Genomic DNA, 17409 nt, shown 5'->3' on the forward strand with positions numbered 1-17409 from the left:
TGATTCACCTACCGGCAATCCGTATTCGGGTCGCCACCGGAATCTCTGAGCCGCTAAGGAGCGTGCGCGCCGCCGGACGCTCCCCGTCGAGTTCTGTGCTGGACGCAGTCGCGTTGCGGCGGGGTGGGAGGGGACGTGGGGCGCGACGAACTGACACGACCGCTCTCCTGCTCGGTCGGGATCATGGCCCACAACGAGGAGGCGAACATCGGCCACCTCCTCGAGGCGGTCCTCGCTCAGCGGACGCCGACGGTACGGATCGCCGAGATCGTCGTGGTCGCGAGCGGCTGCACGGACGGCACCGTGGGGATCTGCCGCGAGTGGCAGGGGCGCGATCCGCGCGTCGACGTGCTCGTGCAGCCCCGGCGCGAGGGCAAGGCGTCCGCGGTCAACCTGTTCCTCTCGCGCGCGAGAGCGCCGGTGCTCGTCCTGTGCAGCGCCGATCTCCTGCCCGCCCCGGACACCATCGAGCAGGTCGTCGCCCCGTTCGCCGATCCGGACATCGGGATGACGACGTGCCGGCCCGTCCCGGTGGACGCCCCCGATCGCTTCATGGGCTTCGCCGCCCACCTGCTCTGGAACCTGCACCACGAGATCAACCTCAAGGGCTTCAAGGCCGGCGAGCTCGTCGCGTTCCGGAAGATCTTCGAGCGCATCCCGTACCGGACCAGCGTCGACGAGGCGCGGATCGAGCCGGTGATCCGGGGCCAGGGGTATGGCGTGCGGTACGTCCCCACGGCGGTGACGTACAACAAGGGCCCGGAGACCGTGCACGACTTCCTGAGCCAGCGCCGCCGCATCTTCGCCGGCCACCTCGCGATGCGCGACGAGCTCGGGTATCGCGTGCGGACGCTGAGCAGCGCGAGGATCCTCGCCCTGCTCGTGCGGCACATGGACTGGCGGCCGCGGGCGTTCTGCTGGACCGTCGCGGTCGCCGCGCTCGAGGCGTACGGCCGCCTCCTCGGCCGTCGCGACTACCGGGCTAAGCGCGAGCACGTCGTCTGGGAGATCGCGACGACGACGAAGCGGCTCGAGGCCGCCGCCGCGCGCGAGGCCGAGGGCGTTCGATGAGATCGATGGTCGGCGTCCTCGGTCGCGTCCCGCTCTTCAAGCTCTCGCGGCGGACCGGCTGGCCGAGGCTCCTGCCCGCGAACCTCACGATCTCGCCGTCGCCGAAGTGCAACTCCCGCTGCCTCACCTGCAACATCTGGATGAAGCGCGAGAACGAGCTCACCATCGACGAATGGGATCGCGTCCTCGCGTCGCTCGGCCACGCGCCGTACTGGGTGACGATCAGCGGCGGCGAGCCGCTCATGTACCCGCACGTCGTCGAGCTCGCGCAGGCGGTCTACGCGCGCTGCCGGCCCGGGATCATCAACATCCCGACGAACGCCATCCTGCCGACGATCCCGGACCGGGTGGAGCGCATCGCGCGCGCTTGCCCGGACACGCGGCTCATCGTGAACCTGTCGCTCGACGGGATCGGTGAGAAGCACGACCGCATCCGCGGCGTGCCCGGCAACTTCGAGAAGTTCGAGGAGCGACTCCGTCAGCTCCTCGCGCTGCGCGCCCGGCTGCCCAACCTGACCGTCGGGATCCACTCCGTCGTGTCCGTGTTCAGCGTCGAGCACCTCGACGAGCTCATCGCGTACGCCGCGCGCTCTGGCGCCGACCAGTTCATCACCGAGATCGCCGAGCCGCGGGTGGAGCTCGACACGGTCGGCCTCCCGATCACGCCCAGCCCGGAGGCGTACGCCCGGGCCGTCGATCGCCTCGTCGCGTTCGTCGAGGCGAGCAGCTTCCGCGGGATGGCGCGCGTCACGGAGGCGTTCCGCGTCGAGTACTACAAGCTCGTCCGCCGCATCCTCCAGGAGCAGGACCAGGTGATCGACTGCTACGCGGGCTGGGCGAGCGCGCAGATCTACGCGGACGGCACGGTGTGGCCGTGCTGCGTCCGGGCGGACGATCTCGGGAACCTGCGCGAGCACGGGTACGACTTCGGGCGCATCTGGTTCGGCCCGCGGATGGCCGAGGTGCGGCGCAGCATCGCCGCGCGGGAGTGCCACTGCCCGCTGGCGAACGCCGCCTACACGAACATGCTTCACGACGTGCCCACCCTTGCGCGCGTCGTGGCGAAGCTGCTGCGGCCCACGGGCGGCCGGAGCGCGCCGTCGTCGAGGCCCGGCGGCGGGCTCGTCGAGATCGGTCGGCCCGCGCCCGGCGCCGCATCCTCGGCAGGACCTGCCGCGCGGATGGGAGGGTGAGGCATGGCGCTCGAGTGGCTCGATGGGTTTCAGCGGCGCACGGCCAAGCCGCCCGGCTATGCCGAGAAGACGCTCGCGGCGTACGCGCTCGGGATGAAGGGGAAGGGCGCGATCGTCGGCGTGCGGATCCGGGCGGGAGAAGGGTGCTGCGCGGCGGCGCGCGCGCTCCCGGCGGGCGCGGTGTACGACCCGGCCGCGGCGCCGCGTCTGCCGCTCCCCGGTTGTCCGCTCGGCGAGCGCTGCCCCTGCGTGTACCGTCCCGCCATGGCTTACGAGCCCACGGAGCGATGAGCGCGATCGGGCCGAGGTGGAGCGCCTGGCGCTCGGGCGGCGCGCGGGACGGGCTCGTCCTGTCGTCCGCGATGGTCCTCGCCGGCGCCCTCGACTACGCGACGAACGTCGTCGCGGGACGCCGGCTCGCGCCCGTCGAGTTCGGCGTCTTCATCACCGTGATGGCCATCGTGCAGGTGGTCACCCTGCTGTCGATCGCCGTCCGCATGGTCGTGGCGTTCTACACGGCGGGGCTCACGGTGCTGCCCGGGGGCGCGCCCCACGGCGGCGCGTTCCTGCGCGACGCGTGGCGCTGGGCGTGGCGCTGGGGCGCGGTGGCGACGGCCCTCATGGCGGCCGCGAGCCCGCTCATCGCGCACGCGGTGCGCCTCCCCGACGCGTGGCCGCTCTGGGCCGCGACGCCGATCGTCCTGCTCCTCTTCCTGCGCGAGACGGCGTTCGGCTCCCTCCAGGGCGTCCAGGCGTTCGGCGTGCTCGGGGGCGTGCAGGTGATCCAGGCCTTGCTGCGCGTGCTCGCGACGGCGGCGCTGGTCGCCGCGGTCGGCACGGCGAGCGCCGCCATCGTGGCGCAGCCGATCTCGGCGGTGGTATGCGTCGCGCTCGCGCTCGCGTGGCTGCGCGCGCGCGTGCCGCCCGCTCCCGCGCGCCTCTCCGGGACCGCGCGGACCGCCGCGCGGCGCGTCAGCTGGAAGTACTCCGCCTCCACGCTCGTGGGGCTCGCGATCTTCGGCCTGCTCACGAACGTGGACGCGCTCTTCGTGAGGCGCTACTACAGCCCGGAGGTCGCCGGCCACTACGGCCCGGTCGTCGCGCTCGCCAAGATCAGCCTGTTCCTGCCGTGGGCGATCGGGCTCGTGCTGTTCCCCAAGGTGGCCCGGCGCCGCGCGGCCGGACTCGATCCCCGCGGGCTCCTCGTGCTCGCGCTCCTGGCGGCGCTCGCGCCCGGGCTCGCGCTCACCGGAGCGTACTTCCTCCTGCCCGGCGCGCTCGTGCGGACAGTCTTCACGGGCGCCTACGCGGATCCGGGCGTGGTGCTCGGCCTCGCGAGCCTCGCCGCGACGCTCTACGCCGGGATCCACATCTGGCTGAACTACGCGCTCTCGCTCGAGCGGCACGCCTACGTGTACGTCCTCGCGGGCGTCGTCGCGGCCCAGCTCGCCGGCATGTACGCGCTCGGACGCGACGGGCTCGTGGGGATGGCGGTCGTCATGATCGCCGGCGCCGGTGCCGGGAACGTGGCCGGGTACCTGACCACGTGGTCCGTGGCGCCTGCGGCGAGGTCCTCGCCCGCGGAGGCGGCCACGTCGTGAGCGCCGGGCCGCGCGTCCTCGTCACCGGGGCGACGGGCTTCCTCGGCGCAGCGCTCGCGCGGGCGCTCGCACGCGAGGGCGCGCGGGTGCACGCGCTCAGCCGGCCCGGCTCGGATCGGCGCGCGCTCGAGGGGGTCCCCGTGATCTGGCACACGGGCGACGTCGGCGACCGCGAGACGCTCCGCGCCGCGATCGAGGGCTCGACGGCGATCGTCCACGCCGCCGGGCGGCTCGGCGAGGCGGGTGTCCCGGAGGACGCGTACCGGCGCGTCAACGTCGATGGAACTCGGAACGTGCTCGCCGCGGCGCTGGCGTGGAGCCCCGGCGCGCGCGTGCTGCACCTCAGCAGCCCGGGCGTGCTCGGGCCGACCCGGACCGGGCCCGCGACGGAGGACGCCCCGTACGCGCCGGCCACGCCGTACGAGCGGAGCAAGGCCGAGGCGGAAGAGGTCGCGCGCGAGCTCGCCGGGCGCGGGCTCGCGGTCGTCATCGCCCGGCCCGGGTTCATCTACGGCCCCGGCGACCGCCACGTGCTCGGGCTGTTCCGCGCCGTGGGCCGGGGCCGGTACTTCCACGTCGACGGCGGGCGCGCCCTCTGCCAGCCGACCTTCGTGGACGACGCGGTCGCGGGGATGCTGGCGTGCCTCCGCAGCGGCCGCCCCGGGCGCGCCTACCACGTCGCCGGCCCGCGCGCGGTCACGTTCCGAGAGCTCGCGGACACGATCGCCGCTGCGCTGGGCGTTCGCCCTCCGGGGCTGAGCCTCCCGCGCCCCGCGGCGATGGTGGGCGCGGCGGCGCTGGAGGTCGCGGGGAGGGTGACCGGGCGGCGCCCTCCGCTCAGCCGCGCCGGCGTCGCGTTCTTCTCCGAGGATCGCGTGTTCTCGTGCGAGCGCGCCCGCGCGGAGCTGGGCTGGGCGCCCGAGCACGACCTCGCGTCCGGCGTCGCGAGGACGGTCGCCTGGTATCGCGCGCAGCGCCTGCTGTGACCGCGGCGGGAGCTCGCGCCGGGGCGATCGTCGCGGCGAGGCTCAGGACGCGGCCGCCGCGGCCGTGGTCGCCGCGCCCGCCGAGTCCTCGCGGTACCAGGCCGCCGCGAGCCGGACGCCCTCGCGCACGGGGACGCGCGGCGCGTACCCGAGCTCGCTCCGAGCCTTGTCGATCGCGTGCGCGTTCTCGCTGCCGAACAGCTTGACGCCGAGCCGGGTGAGGAGCGGCTGGCGGCCGGGCAGGACCGCCTTCTCGGCGCCCCAGGCGAGCGCGTACAGGAGCGGGTAGGGCGCTCGCGCGCGCGGCGGCGGCGCGCCGAGCTCCTCGGCGAGCGCGACCCACATCTCGCGCTGCGAGATCGGCCGGTCCGTGCACAGGTTGTACGCCTCGCCGGGCTTGCCCCTCTCGGCCGCCCGGATCATGCCGTCCACGACGTCCGTCACGTAGACGAACGGCAGCACGTTCCGGCCGGAGCCGATCACGATCACCTTGCCCGAGCGGAGCCGGTCCGCCATGCGTCCGAAGTTCACCCGATCGCCCGGGCCGAACATGGTGCCGGGCCGGACGACGACCGCGGGGAGGCCCTGCTCCTTCGCGAGCCTCCGCACCGCCGCATCAGCGCGCGCCTTCGTCACGGCGTACGCGTCGAGGATGGGCCGGAGCGGCGCGTCCTCGCGCACCGCGCCGGGGAGCCCCATGCCGTAGACCGTCCAGGAGCTCACGTGGACCAGCCGCGCGACGCGCGCGGCGAGCGCGGCGCGGCACACGTTGTCGGCGCCGCGCACGTTCACGTCCTCGTACTCCTGCCGCGGCCGCCAGAGCCCGTGGACTGCGGCGAGGTGGAACACGACGTCCGCGCCGCGCATCGCGGCGGGGAGCGCGCCGGCGTCGCGCACGTCGCCGCGGTGCACGACGACTCCGTGCTCCCGCTCGAGGGCCGAGGTGTCCTCGCCGGGGAGGGCCAGCACGCGAACGGAGAAGCCACGCTGCCGCAGCGCCGCGACGAGGTGGTGGCCCACGAAGCCTGTTGCTCCCGTGACGAGCGCCGCGGTCATGACACCCCTCCTGCCGCGCGCGAGGCGCGGTCTCCTGCGCGCGGCGCCCCCTGCGCGGCGCGGTACCAGGCGACGCTCCGCCGGACTCCCTCGCGCAGGTCCGTCTCCGGCACGAAGCCGAGCTCCTCGCGCGCCCTGCGGATGACGATGCGGCTCTCGCCTCCGAGGAGCCTCACCCCGAATCGCGTGAGCGGCGGCGGTCCCGCGCCGCGCGTGAGGCTCACGGCGCGCTCGGCGATCGCGGCCAGCGCCTGGGCCGCGAGGTACGGAACGTGGCGCGTCGGCGGCGGCACCCCGAGCTCGGCCGCGATCGCCTCGAGGTACTCGCGCTGCGTGACCGGCTCGTCGTTCACGAGGAAGTAGGTCCGGCCGATCGCGGCCGGCACCTCGCTCGCGAGGACGATCCCCCGGGCGACGTCGCCCACGTACACGAGCGGGAGGTGGTTGTCGCCGCGGCCCATGAGCGGCATCCGGCGGCGCTCGAGGAGCGCCGCGAACCGGCCGAAGCTCGCCGCGTCGCGTGGACCGTAGACGAGGCCGGGGCGGACCACCGTGATCGGCGCGCGCCGCTCGCGCACGACGCGCTCGATCAGGCGCTCGGCCATGATCTTGGACCAGCTGTAGGGATTCGGCTCCAGACGCAGCGGTGCGCTCTCGTCCACCGTCCCGCCGACGTCGGTCCCCACCACGATCGCGGAGCTCACGTGCACGATCCGCTTCACGCCGGCGGCGAGCGCCGAGTCGATGAGCAGCTCGACCCCGCGAACGTTGGCGGCCTCGTACTCGCTTCTCGGGCCCCAGGGGCCGGTGCGGGCGGCGCAGTGAAGCACCCGATCGACCCCCCTCACGGCCGTCATGAGCGACGGTCCGTCCTCGAGATCGCCCCGGACGATCTCGACGCCGGCGCTCGCGAGCGCGCCCGTCGGCTCGTCGGGCCGGACGAGGGCGCGGACGGCCACCTGGCGATCGCGGAGCGTGTCCACCACGTGTCCGCCGATGAAGCCGGTCGCGCCCGTCACGAGCACCGTCATCTTCGCCCCCTGGTTCAACGCCACCGCGGTGCCGAATCTTAGGGTCTCGCCGTCGCCGGCGAGGCCGACCATTGGGGAGGTCCGGGGCACATGGGACAGGACGCGGCACCGCCCCGGCCGGTTTGATGCCACGAGCACGCCTCGACGGAGGCGCAACTCGACCGCGAGGCCCCGCGCCCGAGTTGCCCCTTCTGGCACTGAGCGAACGCGAAGTTGCGAACGTATCCTCCTTGCAGAAATGGGGGATGGCCGCGTGAATCGGGCGACGACCCAAGCCGTCACCGTCGCTCCGGGGCACGACGACGTCGCGGCTCGACCGCGCAGCGTGCGCGCCGCGTATCACGTCCATACGAGCTTCTCCTACGACTCGAGGGTCCCTCCGGAAGCTGTCCTCGAGCAGGCGGTCGCTGCGAGCATCGACGTCCTGTGCGTGACGGATCACGACACCATCGACGGGGCCGTGAAGCTCCAGAGCGGACGCTGCCCCGAGGTGAAGGTGGTCGTCGGATGCGAGCTCACGTCCGAGGACGGGTCGCACGTCATCGGGCTGAACCTGCGCGACATGATCCCGGAGAAGGAGCTCTTCGCGATCCTGGAGGGCATCAAGCTGCAGGGCGGCCTGGTGCTGCTCCCGCATCCGTTCCGGCGAGGCAGCGGCATCTTTCGGAGCGACGCGAGACGCCCCGACCAGCTCGTGAAGGACGTGCTCACTTACGTCGACATCGTGGAGTGCTTCAACGGGAGGGACAGCTACGAGAACAACCAGCGGAGCTACCGGTTCGCCCTGACGCACGATCTGCCGGCGGTGGCGGGGAGCGACGCCCACTTCCCGGGCGAGGTCGGCTCGGTGTTCGTGGAGTACTTCGCTGACGACTTCGTGCACGGCGTTTCGCCGCACCGCGTCTGGTTCCCCTCCCAGGCACCGAGGAGGGAGAACCCGGCGAAGAGAAAGCTCATGGAGCTCTATCACGGACGCAAGGACAGCCTCCCGCCGGTCGTCACGACCGCGTACCGCGCCTTGAAGAGGTGGACGAGACGCGACTCCCCGCGGACGCCGGGAGTGTCTGCGCCGCAGTACGAGTTCCCGGTCGCCGGGGCTCGGCATCATCCCCCCGGCTAACGCTGGACTCCTCGATGCAGCTCTTCCTCAAGCGATCGATCGATCTTCTACTGGCAGCGTCGTTGCTGCCGGTCCTGTCGCCGCTCATGGGCGCGATCGCGCTGCTCGTGAAGGCGACGTCCCCTGGAGACGCTCTCTTCAGGCAGACGCGAGTGGGCAAGGACGGTCGACCTTTCACGATCTACAAGTTCAGGACGATGGTCAACGCGGCTCCGCCGCCCGAGCTCGATCCACATCCGACGCGACTCGGGGCACTCCTTCGGAGGTCCAGCCTCGACGAGCTGCCTCAGCTCTTCAACATCGTGAAGGGCGACATGAGCTTCGTCGGCCCGCGCCCGGATCTGCCGCGCCACGTGGAGAAATACACCCCGTTCCAGCGGCAGCGACTCCAGATGCGGCCCGGCATCACCGGCTGGGCGCAGGTCAACGGCCGGAACCAGATCCCTTGGGAGGAGCGGATCGAGCTGGACGTCGACTATGTCCGGAGTTGGTCCTTGCTCCGCGATCTCGGGATCGTCTTCAGCACGATCGGCGTCGTCCTGGCGGGTAGAGGGGCTGACAGTGGGCGAAAGGGGAGCGGGTCATGGGAAAAGCGCAGCATCTGACCGTCCTGGTCACCGGGACCGGCTCCGCCCTGGGTGTCTCCATCTTCAAGGCGTTTCGCCAGTCCAGGCTCCGCCCTCGGATCGTCGCGACGGACGCGGATCCCAGGTCTGCGGGGCTGTTCCGAGCGGACGCCGCCTACGTGCTGCCCAGGGTCGCCGAGGTCGAGGACCTCTATCTCCGCCGCCTCGAGGAGATCTGCCTCCGAGAGCGCGTCTCGACGGTGTGCTTCGGCTCCGAGATCGAGATGAGGCGCATGGCGCCACGCATCCAGGACTTCGAGCGGGCGACGGGGGCCAGGCTCGTCCTCAACGAGCCGCGGTTCCTCGATGCGCTGCTGGACAAGTGGCACATGACGTGCCGCCTGCGTGAGCGGGACCTTCCGGTCCCGGATACCGTTCCGGTCGCCGACGCGGAGGCGGTCCGCTCCTTCGTCACGCGCAACGCCTTCCCTTATGTACTCAAGCCCAGGGATGGCTCCGGGTCGAAGGGCAAGTTCGTCCTGCGGAGCCAGGCGGAGCTGGAGTTCTTCTCCCGCTACGTGCCGAACGCCGTCCTGCAGGAGTACCTGTTCCCCGACGACGAGGAGTACACGGTCGGCATCTACAAGAGCCCGCGAACCGGGTACGTGGGCCAGATCGTCTTCCGGCGAGCGCTCGGAGCCGGGCTGACGTACAAGGCCGAGGTCGTCTTCGACGACGAGATCGAGGCGGTCTGCAGGCGGGTCGTGGAGTCGTTCGACATCTGGGGCCCCATCAACATCCAGCTGCGGAAGACCGCCGCCGGCGTTCGCATCTTCGAGATCAACCTCCGGTTCTCCAGCTCGACGGTGATGAGGGCGTCGTTCGGCTTCAACGAAGCCGAGCTGTGCCTTCGTGACCTCGTTCTCGGTGAGGCGATCGCCCGCCCGGCCGTCCGTCCGGGGTTGTGCCTGCGCTACTGGGACGAGGTGTACGTCGCGCCCGAAGATCACCTCCGCCTTCGGGAGACGGGGCACGCGCCGGAGCCGCGCGGAGTGAAGCTCGACGATTTCTGACGTGATGCGCGAGGTAGGGCGGCCGTGGAGACGATCCTGCGGAGAGAGGATGCGGCCGCGTGGTCCGCGCTCCTCGCGAAGGCCGGGGTCACCGACGTGTTCTTCACGCCGGGATACGTGGCCGCGAACGAGCCCGCCTTCGGTGGGGTCGCGGAGTGCTTCGCCTACGAGGAGCGCGACGCCGTCGTGGTCTATCCGTACGTCAGGCGACCGATCGAAGAATCCGGGTACTGGGACATCACCTCGGTCTACGGGTTCGGAGGCTACGTCAAATCCCCTCGCGATGCCCCCATCCCGCGATTCGCCGCGGTCTTCGCGGAATACTGCCGCGAGGCGGGCATCGTGAGCGAGTTCGTTCGGTTCCACCCGCTGCTCGGCAACCACCGGGACATCGAGCCGCCGCCGGTGGACGTGCGCCTCCATCAGCAGGTCGTGTGCATCGACTTCAGGGCCGACGGAGGGGACCTCCACCCACTCGGGGACAAGGACGTCCGGAGGAGGGTCAGGAGGGCGCGGGAAGCGGGCCTCGAGGTGATCGACGATCTCGGCGGTCGGTTCTTTGGCGAGTTCGTCGCGCAATATCGAGCGACCATGGCGCTCCGGGGCGCGGAACGGTTCTACTTCTTCCCCGATCCGTTCTTCCGGTCCATCCGGGAGCTTCTGGGGCGAGGAGCGCGTCTCCTGGTCGCGGTCCTCGACGGCCGCGTGCTGGGAGGGCTGCTGATGCTGTACGGCGAGGAGTTCGCGTACTACCACCTCGCTTGCTCCGACCCTCAATCGCGTACGCTGGGCACGAACGATCTCCTGCTGGTCGCGGCGATCGAATGGGCCCATCGAATCGGCAAGAGACGCTTCCTGCTCGGCGGCGGGCTCAACGGCGAGGACTCGCTCTTCCGCTACAAGGCCAGGTTCTCTCCTGGCCGGGCGGATTACTTCCTGGGACGTCGTATCCACCTGCCCGAGATCTACGAGCGGCTCTGCGCGGAGAAGATGCGGCGGGACGGGAGCGATCCGGAGAAGTTCCGCTCGCGCCCGTGGTTCCCGCTGTATCGCAGCGCCGCCGCGGACGAGGTAGGGGACCGGAGCGTTCCCATGGGGTCGCCGCCCTAGGCCGCGGGCGCGAGCATGCGATGTTACGTCGAGTGTTCACGGTGGAGCGCGGCGAAGTCGAGTGGCGTGCGTCCCCAGAGCGGCCGCGGAGCCAGCGCACCCTTCTCGAGGTCCTGGCGGTCGCCGTCGCGCTGCTGTCGGCTGGGTACCTGCTCCTGCTCTGGTCGCTCGACGCCCTACCGATACAGGACCTCCCCAACCACCTCGCCCGAGCGACCGTCGAGGCCGACCTGCTGTTCCATGACGGGAGGCGGTTCGGCTCGATGTTCGCGGTGGACCTCGAGCTCTGGCCGTTCGTGGGAGGGGATCTGGCGCTCGCCGGGCTCGTGGCGGTCTTCGGCTCCGACGTCGCCGGACGGCTCTGGCTGATGGCGGTCGCCGCGTCGCTGCCGCTGTCGCTCGCCGCCTATCTTCGGACGACTGGTCACTCGGCGTACGGCGTCCTGCTGTCGTTCCCGCTGTCGCTGTACCTGACCACCGACTGGGCGCTCCTGAGCGGTCTCCACCACTACCGCCTGGGACTGGCGTTCGTCCTGCTCGCCCTCGCCGCGGGGCACGTGTGGTTACGAAGCGGCTCGGTCGGTGCCTACGTCGCGTGGGCAGGGCTCCTCGCCGTCTCGTACCTGCTGCACCTCTCGGCGCTCGTCCTCGGTGCCATGGGAGCGGCAAGCATCGCGCTCGTCTCGCTCGCCATGCGGACGACGACGTGGCGGAGGGTCGTCGCCGGTACGCTTCCCGTGGTCGCGCTCGCCGTCTGGCAAGCGAGCTACGCCGGTGGGGCGCCCGACGGCGACTGGAGCTGGGGAGGACTCAGGAAGATCGTCCGGCTCGTCTCCCCGTACTACCGCTATGATCGGCTCGGCGACGCGGCGCTGTTCCTGCTGTTCGCGGCCGTGTGCGTGCTGCTGCTCGTCCGCGGGAGGGCCCTGAGATCGGACCCACGCTTCGTGAACGCCGCGGCGCTGGCGCTGGTGTTCCTCGGCACCTACGCGGCGCTGCCGTTCGAGAGCGGCCGCGTCTACTACATCGACAGCCGCGCGTTGCCGCTCGTCGCGATCTTCGTGCTCGTCGCGTCGCTCGCGGCGGTGGAGCACGCTCCTCGGCGGAGCACGATCGCGGTCGTGCTCGCCGTCCTGCTCGCCGCGGCCAACCTGGCCGCGATCTCCACGCCGCTCATTCGGCACAACGCGGTCATGCGACAGTACAGGGCGGTCGCCGCCGAGATCCCCGCGGGCGCTCGCGTCCTGCCCGTCGCCACGGCGCCTCACGTGGGTCACGTCGACATGTACCTCCACGCCGGGGCGTTCGCCACGCTCGAGGCCGGCGCCATGACGCCCTATCTCTTCAGCGGCGGACCGAACAGGTTCTTCCGTTACCTGGCGCGGCCGAAGGGCATCGTCGACGAGTTCTGGTACCAGGCGGGAACGACGCTCGACCCGCACATGCGGTCGGCGATCGTCGATCAGTTCGATTATCTGCTCGTGAAGAAGCCGTACGATCCGGGGCGCCTGCCGCTTCCCGTGCAGGAGGTCGTCGGTTCCGAGTCCGCCGCGCTCCTGAAGATCATCCGTTGAGAGGAGAACGTGGAGCACACGTTCGATGGCGAGGGGACTGGCGGCCGCGGGATGCGGCTGTCGGGCATTCGCCGCGCCCTGCACCGGCCCTGGCACTGGGCCGTGGCGGCGCTCATTCTCGCCGAGCTCGTGGTCCGAGGACCGGTCCGGGCCCTCCAGGAGAGCCGCGATCTGACGGTTCACTTCGGCGCGGCGCGCGTCTGGGTGGAGGGGGGAAACCCCTACGACATGCGCCAGGTCGGCGATGCGTTCGAGGCGGGCGGCGGTCCGCGCGAGACGAGGCCGACGCGCGAGTACATGCCCTCCGTCTATCCGCCCGTGACGTTCGCGGTCGAGGCTCCGCTGGCGCTCCTGGGCTGGCGGACCGCCGTCGCCGTCTTCGCGGCGGGCGCTCTCGCGCTGGTCCTCCTCGCCCTGTCGCGGTTCGTTCGCGATGCGGGGCTGTCCGGCGGACGCGCGGCGGTCGCCGTGCTCGGTTCGCTCGCACTGGCGCCGCTGCACACCGGGCTCGGCGCGGGACAGGTCGCGATCCCCAGCGCCGCGTTCCTCCTCCTCGGGTGGGCGCTGCGGCAGGAGAGGCCCGCGGCTGCCGGCGTGCTCCTCGCCATCGGCACCGCCCTGAAGCCGCCCCTCGCCATCCCGTTCCTGCTCGCCTGCGCCGTGAGGCCTGCGCTCCCGCTCGTCGCCGTGGGCACAGCCACGCTCGGCGGCCTCTTCGTCGCCGCCGTGGCGCGCCTTCACGCGGGAGGGCACGATTGGGTGAGCGACTGGCTCGGCCTGGTCCGCGAGGCGGCTGCGCCCTCCGGGATGAATGACGTCCGGCCGGAGGCGGGCGGCAGCATCCCGATGATCCACCTGGAGATGCTCCTGTGGCGGATCACGTCCAGCCCTGCGGCGATCACCGTGCTGACGCTCGCCGCCACGCTCCCGGTGGCCGCCTTCGCCTCGTGGCGCCTGCGCGTCGCGCGAGATCGCCGAACCGAGCTGCTCGCGCTCGCCGCGCTGGTCGTCGCGTCTCTCCTCGCGACGTATCACCGAACGTATGACGCCTTCCTGCTCGCGGTGCCGCTCGTCGCAGTGCTGGCCGCTGGCGATGGCCTGTCGAGGCCGCTTCGCTACGCGCTCGGTGCCTGCTTCGCGCCGTTCCTGCTGCCCGGGGCGCCGACGCTGCACGTCCTCGTGAGCGCGGGGAAGGTGCCTGCGTGGCTCTCCGGCTCCGCCGTGTGGCGGATCCTGCTCGTGCCGCACCAGATCTGGGCGCTGCTCGCGCTCGAGGTCCTCCTCGTGGTGCTGCTCGCGCGACACTCCGCCCCGGCAGGCGCCCGCGTCGCGCCGGCGCGCGCAGAACGGTAGATCCGCGTCGCCCGCGCGTCCTTGCAGCCGAGCGGCAGTCATCGCCGCGTCCCGAGCACGCGTCGGGCGCCGTGATCGCCTGTGGGTGAATCCGCCTCACGCGCGCGATCGCCACCCGGAGGTTGCTCGCGCCGCGATCGGGCAAGCCCGAGGCTCCTGCGCGTTCGATCCTCGATGATCGAACCCCCGATAAGGGGGAAACGGCAACCGACCGGTCGGAATGTCGGCTGGCGCCCAGCTCCCGGCCGCACAGGCGAGGAGCCGCTCACTCAAAGCAAACGCCGCCGCCGACGGGCCCAACCGCAAGGGCCTAGGATGCTTGCCTAATTGCCGGGTCAGGCCGCACTCCAGGTGTCGTTCGACCCGTGCGGCTCCTTAGGGGTATGACATCCAGATCGCAGTCGAACGCCAGAAAACTCAGTAATATCGGATGGTTCTTACCTTGGGTGCTTTCCCACCTACCCACTGGGTGTGGTCGTCTCCCTTCGTCGGAGTCCCGCAAACGGATGTCGTGGAGTCGCGGGATATCGCGCTGGACCCTCAGTCAAGTCGACCGGAGGGGGGATGAAAGGGAAACGCCTCAATGTACAGGGTTCCACACGGAAGTGCCGCCGTGCTGTCGATCGCTGGATTGGTTGCCCTCTTCGCGTGCGGCGGTGGCGCATCGTCACCGTCGCTGGTCGCGTCTCCTTCTGACGTCGCCTTCGGGGACGTGTCCCTCGGGGGCAGCACCTCTCGTACGATCACGCTGACCAACACGTCGGGGAAGCCCCTGACGATCACGGACGTGAACTCCACGGGCTCCGCGCTCGTCACCTCGGGTGCGGCCCTCCCGCTGACGCTCACGCCCGGCGAGAGCACGAGGCTGGCGGTCGAGCTCGTCCCCGCGGCGAGCGGCAACGTCGCCGGTGCGGTGACCGTCACCAGCAGCGACCCCGTGAACCCCACGATCGTGAATCACCTCGGCAAGGGGGTCCTCCCCTCGTCCTCCGTGACCGCAGCGCCTGCGGCGATCGCGTTCGGCCAGGTCGCCGTCGGCGACCGAGCCGTCCAGAACGTGACGCTCACGAACCTCTCCGGGCGCGACGTGACGATCACGAACATGGTCGCGACCGGCAGCGGCGTCGCCGCCTCCGTCCCGGCGCTGCCGTTCACGATCCGCAGCGGCGCGAGCGCGAGCGTCGCCGTGGCGTTCGCTCCCACCGTCGTCGGTGCGGTGACGGGTGACATCGCCCTGAGAAGCGACCAGCCGCACCCGGAGGCGGTCATCGAGCTCAGCGGGAGCGGCGTCGTGTCCGCTCCGCCCGTCTCGGTCATCGCGAATCCGACCACGCTGCCCTTCGGAGACGTCACCGTCGGGAGCTTCAGCGCTCGGACCGTGACGCTCACGAACCTGTCGGCGGAGCCGGTCGCGATCTCGGCCGTCGACGCGACGGGCGCAGGCTTCAGCGCGTCCGGGCTGTCGCTGCCTGCCACGCTCTCTCCCGGCACGTCCGCGACGCTCACGGTGAGGTTCACCCCCACGGCGGCGGGCGCGACCAGCGGGACCCTCTCCGTGCGGAGCCCGTCCAGCGCCGACCCGCTGGCCGTCGTCGACTTCAGCGCCAACGGCGTCCCCTTCGCGGGCATCACCAGCGTGACCGTCCGTGACGCCACGGTGATGGCGAACGGAACGGTGCAGATGGCAGCGGACGTCGCCGCGACGGGTACGATCGACAAGTCCGTCACGTGGTCGCTGGACAGCGGCTCCCCGGGCAGCATCGACGCGACGACGGGCATCTACACCGCGCCCGCCACCCCGGGCTCCTATCGCGTGCTGGCTACGAGCAAGGCCGATCCCTCCAAGGCGGGCTACGGCACCGTCACCGTCTCGGCGCCGGCGCAGTCCGTGAGCATCTCGGTGAGCCCGACGACCGCCTCGCTCGTCGGCGGCGCCACGCAGGCCTTCACCGCAACGGTGACCGGTACGACGAACGCGGCGGTCACCTGGTCGATCCAGGAGGGAGCCGCGGGCGGCTCGATCACGGCGTCCGGCGTCTACACCGCGCCCGCGACCGCCGGCACGTATCACGTCGTCGCGACGAGCGGCGCGGATCGGTCGAAGACCGCCACGGCCACGGTCACGGTGACCGCGCCCATCCCGCTCCCTCCGAGCTCCCCCTCGCCCTCGCCCTCGCCCTCCGGTCCCCAGTTCTACGTGGCGACGACCGGCAACGACGCGAATCCGGGGACGGAGGCCCAGCCCTGGCGGACGATCCAAAAGGCCATGAACTCCGCAACGGCCGGCTCGACCGTCAACATCAAGGGTGGGACCTATCCGGAGCGGCTCACGGTCAACGTGTCCGGCACCGCCGGCAGCTACATCACCTTCCAGCCCTACGGGTACGCCGGCTCCGGCACCGGCGACTCGGTCGTACTTGACTACTCCTCGTTCGGCCTCGTGACGGACGGCGTGCCGTTCCTTGCGGTCTCGAACCGAAGCTACGTCCGGATTCAGGGGCTCACGTTCCAGAATTACCAGGTGCGGGGCGCCATGCAGCGCGGCGTGAACATCTCCGGGTCATCGAGTTACGTGGAGTTCAAGTCCAACAAGGTGCTGAACATCCAGAACAACGGCGCCTGGGACGGGACCAATGCCCTGCTGGACTTCTGGGTGACCGCTCCAGCGAACCACGTCTGGATTTACGGAAACGAGTTTGGCCACATCGTCTCCAACTATGGCGAGACGTTGTCGGTCACGGGCAGCTACGTCACCATCGAGAACAACTGGATTCACGACACCGACGCGATCGCCATCGACCTCGGGCAGAACTCATCGAACAACATCGTCCGCGGCAACACCCTGGAATGGATCAGCAAGAGGCGGGACGGCTCATACTGGTACACCGGGAGCGGGGCAAACGCGATCTATGTGACCGGAGGAAACACCGCCACCATCGAGCGCAACACGGTCAGGGACTCTGGGTGGGCGTACGGAGTCGTGAGTGAGCCCGGATATCCCATGTCTCACGATGTCGTCATTCGTAACAATGTCGCGGAGCGGAACTATGCCGGGATCATGCTCGGCAACTGGTACAGCACTACGGATGGCTCGTCCGTCTACAACATCCAGGTGCTCAACAACACGCTGTACAGTTGCGCCAATGGGCTCGTCATCCGGCCATACACGAGCGCGACCGTGGTTTGGAAGAACAACATCGTCGCGAATAGCTCCGCCTCGGTGGTGAACGGGCTCGGATGGCCTGTTGGGACCATGGATTACAACCTCTACGTGGGCGGCGGAACGGGCCCCGACGTGCACAAGGTGACCGCGGACCCCCAATTCACGAACGCAGGTGCAGGCGATTTCTCGCTCCGGAGCACGTCGCCCGCGATCAACTCCGGAGACGCCAGCGTCTGGTCGAGCGTATCGGGGGCGGTGGACTTCGTCGGGAACCCCCGCGTCATGAACGGAGGGGTCGAGATCGGCGCCTACGAGGTGCAGTAGCGAGGCCGGCAGGGGCCGCCGGGGGCTCATCGCCCGGCTTTCCCCGGAGATCGAGTAGTTCCCACAAGGCGCGGGCTTCTTCGCGAGACACCGTCCTCGCGAGGAAGTCCGCGCCTCTTCGCGCTGAGCTTGCCTCGAAGGCGGCATCGAGCCCAGCAAGATTGGGGAATGCGGGTGCGCATGGGCCC

The 17409-nt window shown here is 70.8% G+C and carries 14 protein-coding genes; 12 read left to right on the forward strand and 2 right to left on the reverse strand.

From position 1 onward, the window contains the following. Window positions 1-135: 135 nt before the first annotated feature. From MNY62_RS09345 to MNY62_RS09365, 5 genes are read left to right on the forward strand one after another with little or no spacing between them, the layout of a single operon-like run. Window positions 136-1071, forward strand: coding sequence for a glycosyltransferase (locus tag MNY62_RS09345; RefSeq protein ID WP_279426346.1), 936 nt, complete (start codon window positions 136-138; stop codon window positions 1069-1071). Beyond that, window positions 1068-2264, forward strand: coding sequence for a radical SAM protein (locus MNY62_RS09350; protein ID WP_242343885.1), 1197 nt, complete (start codon window positions 1068-1070; stop codon window positions 2262-2264). Before MNY62_RS09345 ends, MNY62_RS09350 begins: the two co-directional genes overlap by 4 nt. Before the next feature lie 3 nt (window positions 2265-2267). Continuing rightward, window positions 2268-2555, forward strand: a complete 288-nt coding sequence (locus tag MNY62_RS09355) for a hypothetical protein (RefSeq protein ID WP_242343886.1) — start codon at window positions 2268-2270, stop codon at window positions 2553-2555. Then, entirely contained in the window at window positions 2552-3865 is a 1314-nt protein-coding gene (locus tag MNY62_RS09360; RefSeq protein ID WP_242343887.1) for a lipopolysaccharide biosynthesis protein, read from the forward strand. Before MNY62_RS09355 ends, MNY62_RS09360 begins: the two co-directional genes overlap by 4 nt. Next, the gene (locus MNY62_RS09365) at window positions 3862-4851 is read left to right on the forward strand and encodes an NAD-dependent epimerase/dehydratase family protein (protein ID WP_242343888.1); all 990 of its coding nucleotides are present in this window, start codon (window positions 3862-3864) and stop codon (window positions 4849-4851) included. The genes MNY62_RS09360 and MNY62_RS09365 overlap by 4 nt, the downstream gene beginning before the upstream one ends. A 42-nt stretch (window positions 4852-4893) precedes the next feature. On the opposite strand, the gene MNY62_RS09370 is transcribed toward MNY62_RS09365, so the two are convergent. Both MNY62_RS09370 and MNY62_RS09375 read right to left on the reverse strand, forming a co-directional pair. After that, window positions 4894-5907: an NAD-dependent epimerase/dehydratase family protein gene (locus MNY62_RS09370; protein ID WP_242343889.1), complete on the reverse strand. Its 1014-nt coding sequence runs from the start codon at window positions 5905-5907 to the stop codon at window positions 4894-4896. Next, window positions 5904-7010, reverse strand: coding sequence for an NAD-dependent epimerase/dehydratase family protein (locus MNY62_RS09375; RefSeq protein WP_242343890.1), 1107 nt, complete (start codon window positions 7008-7010; stop codon window positions 5904-5906). The genes MNY62_RS09370 and MNY62_RS09375 overlap by 4 nt, the downstream gene beginning before the upstream one ends. Before the next feature lie 181 nt (window positions 7011-7191). Here MNY62_RS09375 and MNY62_RS09380 point away from each other — a divergent pair, with 181 nt between their 5' ends. The 7 genes from MNY62_RS09380 (at window position 7192) to MNY62_RS09410 (ending at window position 17221) form a co-directional block, all read left to right on the forward strand. Beyond that, window positions 7192-8058, forward strand: coding sequence for a PHP domain-containing protein (locus MNY62_RS09380; protein ID WP_242343891.1), 867 nt, complete (start codon window positions 7192-7194; stop codon window positions 8056-8058). A 14-nt stretch (window positions 8059-8072) separates the two neighbouring features. After that, window positions 8073-8663 (forward strand): sugar transferase, encoded by a 591-nt coding sequence (locus MNY62_RS09385; RefSeq protein WP_242343892.1) that lies wholly within the window; start codon window positions 8073-8075, stop codon window positions 8661-8663. Then, window positions 8642-9697: an ATP-grasp domain-containing protein gene (locus MNY62_RS09390; protein WP_242343893.1), complete on the forward strand. Its 1056-nt coding sequence runs from the start codon at window positions 8642-8644 to the stop codon at window positions 9695-9697. Before MNY62_RS09385 ends, MNY62_RS09390 begins: the two co-directional genes overlap by 22 nt. Before the next feature lie 24 nt (window positions 9698-9721). Continuing rightward, window positions 9722-10807, forward strand: coding sequence for a GNAT family N-acetyltransferase (locus MNY62_RS09395; protein WP_242343894.1), 1086 nt, complete (start codon window positions 9722-9724; stop codon window positions 10805-10807). A 20-nt stretch (window positions 10808-10827) separates the two neighbouring features. Then, a complete protein-coding gene (locus MNY62_RS09400; protein WP_242343895.1) occupies window positions 10828-12381 on the forward strand; it encodes a hypothetical protein in 1554 nt (517 codons plus the stop codon). A 9-nt stretch (window positions 12382-12390) separates the two neighbouring features. Then, window positions 12391-13734, forward strand: a complete 1344-nt coding sequence (locus tag MNY62_RS09405; RefSeq protein ID WP_242343896.1) for a glycosyltransferase family 87 protein — start codon at window positions 12391-12393, stop codon at window positions 13732-13734. A gap of 583 nt (window positions 13735-14317) precedes the next feature. Next, window positions 14318-17221: a choice-of-anchor D domain-containing protein gene (locus MNY62_RS09410; protein ID WP_242343897.1), complete on the forward strand. Its 2904-nt coding sequence runs from the start codon at window positions 14318-14320 to the stop codon at window positions 17219-17221. The last annotated feature ends 188 nt before the right edge of the window (window positions 17222-17409 follow it).

It is taken from the genome of Anaeromyxobacter terrae, assembly GCF_022690685.1.
Taxonomy (GTDB): Bacteria; Myxococcota; Myxococcia; order Myxococcales; family Anaeromyxobacteraceae; genus Anaeromyxobacter; species Anaeromyxobacter terrae.

Excerpts from the sequence above, each read along its gene's own strand:
- MNY62_RS09350 (WP_242343885.1), top strand. The coding sequence starts at position 1,068 with ATGAGATCGATGGTCGGCGTCCTCGGTCGCGTCCCGCTCTTCAAGCTC.
- MNY62_RS09355 (WP_242343886.1), top strand. The coding sequence starts at position 2,268 with ATGGCGCTCGAGTGGCTCGATGGGTTTCAGCGGCGCACGGCCAAGCCG.
- MNY62_RS09360 (WP_242343887.1), top strand. The coding sequence starts at position 2,552 with ATGAGCGCGATCGGGCCGAGGTGGAGCGCCTGGCGCTCGGGCGGCGCG.
- MNY62_RS09370 (WP_242343889.1), bottom strand. The coding sequence starts at position 5,907 with ATGACCGCGGCGCTCGTCACGGGAGCAACAGGCTTCGTGGGCCACCAC.
- MNY62_RS09375 (WP_242343890.1), bottom strand. The coding sequence starts at position 7,010 with ATGGTCGGCCTCGCCGGCGACGGCGAGACCCTAAGATTCGGCACCGCG.
- MNY62_RS09385 (WP_242343892.1), top strand. The coding sequence starts at position 8,073 with ATGCAGCTCTTCCTCAAGCGATCGATCGATCTTCTACTGGCAGCGTCG.
- MNY62_RS09390 (WP_242343893.1), top strand. The coding sequence starts at position 8,642 with ATGGGAAAAGCGCAGCATCTGACCGTCCTGGTCACCGGGACCGGCTCC.
- MNY62_RS09400 (WP_242343895.1), top strand. The coding sequence starts at position 10,828 with ATGTTACGTCGAGTGTTCACGGTGGAGCGCGGCGAAGTCGAGTGGCGT.
- MNY62_RS09410 (WP_242343897.1), top strand. The coding sequence starts at position 14,318 with ATGTACAGGGTTCCACACGGAAGTGCCGCCGTGCTGTCGATCGCTGGA.